Origin of the sequence: Salinivibrio sp. IB574 (assembly GCF_001996205.1) — a bacterium.
GTDB classification, from domain to species: domain Bacteria; phylum Pseudomonadota; class Gammaproteobacteria; order Enterobacterales; family Vibrionaceae; genus Salinivibrio; species Salinivibrio proteolyticus.
The window spans coordinates 1-2,344 of sequence record NZ_MUFN01000064.1; the positions used below are offsets into that span (position 1 = coordinate 1).

1 protein-coding gene is annotated in these 2,344 nt (G+C 49.4%); it reads right to left on the bottom strand.

Annotated features, from left to right (window positions below):
• A partial coding sequence (locus tag BZJ17_RS16930) for a PAS domain S-box protein (protein ID WP_131826827.1) occupies window positions 1–2,043 on the bottom strand: 2,043 nt, incomplete at its 3' end.
• Window positions 2,044–2,344 lie beyond the last annotated feature (301 nt).

Sequence of the window (2,344 nt, forward strand, 5' to 3'; positions counted from 1 at the left end):
GTATTGGGCAATGCCGATACTGACACCGATCTGAGCATCAATCCCCCCGCTGAGCACAAACAAGCGGTTCATCGCCTGAATAATGTCTTCGGACAAACTGACACATGCGGCTTTGTCACTGTGAATTAAACGCAGCACCACGAACTCATCCCCGCCCAGTCGCGCTAAGGTGTCCCCTTCTCTTAACAAACCATACAAGCGTTGACTCACCAGCTTTAGCAGCTCATCGCCCACGGCGTGTCCGTGGCTATCATTAACAAATTTAAACTGGTCAAGGTCGAGGAACATCAGAGCCAGTTTGCCATGAGCCCCCATGGGCATCTTGAGTGCTTGTCTAGTGCGAGATGCCAATAGTAAGCGATTCGGCAAACCGGTCAGTGCATCATAGTGCGCCAAATCAATCAGCTTTTTCTCTGAGTCTTTTAGCTTGGAGATATCTGAAAAGACGCCAACATAGTTCACCACCTCACCGGCGTCGTTCTTTACCACACTGATAGAAAGCAGTTGTGGATATACCACCCCATCTTTGCGCCGATTCCATATTTCTCCTTTCCATCGGCCTTGTTGGGCAACCTCTTCCCACATTGCGCGGAAAAAGGCTTTATCATGACGTCCTGAGTTAAGAATGGACGGATCATGACCTAGAACATCGTCCTCTTGATAGCCCGTAATCGTACTAAAACCCCCATTGACTGCCACAATCTTGGCGTCTGCATCCGTCACCAGCACCCCTTCGCTCGATTGTTCAAAGATTTTTGCGTTGAGCATCAGCTTACGCTCAACCTCAAGTCGCTCTGAAACATCATGAATCACGGAAAAGAGTAATTTGACATGGCCTATGGTGATGGGTGAAGAGTGCACCTCAACCTGACGCACCTCTCCGCTTTTTAAACGGTGAGAGAAGATAAAGTAGTTTTTATCACGCTGACGCGCTTGGGAAAGGCTTTGACGCAACGCACTCTCGGTATGGGTATTAATATCGCTGATCCGCATGGATGTCAGTGTCGCATGGTCATAGCCGTAAAACTGTTGGGCACTGTCGTTGGCATCGACAATGTCGCCACTTTTGGCATCCAGCAGTAACATCACAGCGTCGTGACGCTTAAAAATACTGCGGAAACGATGGCTATCATCCACAACCCGACCAATTGATTGTGCAAAGCTGCGGCCAGCATTATAGCGACCATAGAGTCCTCCTAGCCAAAAGCCGAGTACAATGACACCCATTAGCCAGACTCTCGGGTGCCAACGCACACCGTGCCAGCCATCTTCAGGGATCCCGAGTAAACGCCATTGACCTGATGGCAAACTCATCGTCACGATGACTGGATCCTGCGTGTGTATCTGCGGCGTCCCATAGATAGGCTTAAACGACTCAGTCAGCCGTCGGCGCCCTTCTAAGGCAACTTGAACGGGTAACCGCTCCCCTTGGGTAAAGCTGTCGGTAAACAACGCCTCAATGTCTAGCACGGTGGAAAGCACGCCCCACGGCAGGTGCTTACGGGCATTGGTAATGCTTTGTCGCGCAATTAACGCCGTTCCACCTTGCAGCAACTCAACAGGTCCTGAGATTACGGGTTTATCAGAGGCATGGGCGTTACGCACGCTTTCTAGTTGTGACGGAACATCGTGATAATCCGTACCGAGCAGGGTTTCGCCCACCGACTCCGGATAGACATGACTAATCACCCAATTTCGCGCGGCACCAAAATTAAGAATATGGGAAGATTGAGACATCAATTGCGCCGCGAACTCGGCAAATGCCTCTTGGGTAAGCTCAGGATTTAAACTGATATAGGTTGCTAGGCCGTAGCTTAAATCCATGTTTTGTGTCACGTTAAGCTCTATACGAGACCGATAGGCCAATAATGCCGCGCGCACTTTATCTATCTGTTTATCATGCTCTTGTTGGTATAGCCAGAATTCCACTGACGCGACAACAAGCACGAAGACCATGATAGAAATCAGTATATTGTATATAAACCCTACTCGGGCCGAACGACGGGCGACAGAGTCCAGCGCCGAGGGAACTGCTTGCTGCATGACGCAATACAACCTTATTTCGCCCACTTTTTTAGGCGAACATGATGAACAACTTCAGGCGTAGCACGGGATTATATAACCGCCGCGTAGAATCGCCAGCACTTAGGGCCGGTTTGTGATGAATGGTGTCCGACAACATGGTTTAGATCAAGTAACACATCAAAGACGTTGCACGACACATAATGCGTATTGACATAGTAAGAGATGCTGGCTTTTTAGACATCAGGAGACAAGGATGACACTGACCATGGAGTATGGCGCGATATTGGTCGCGCTTGGGTTTATTGCCGGTATTATAAAT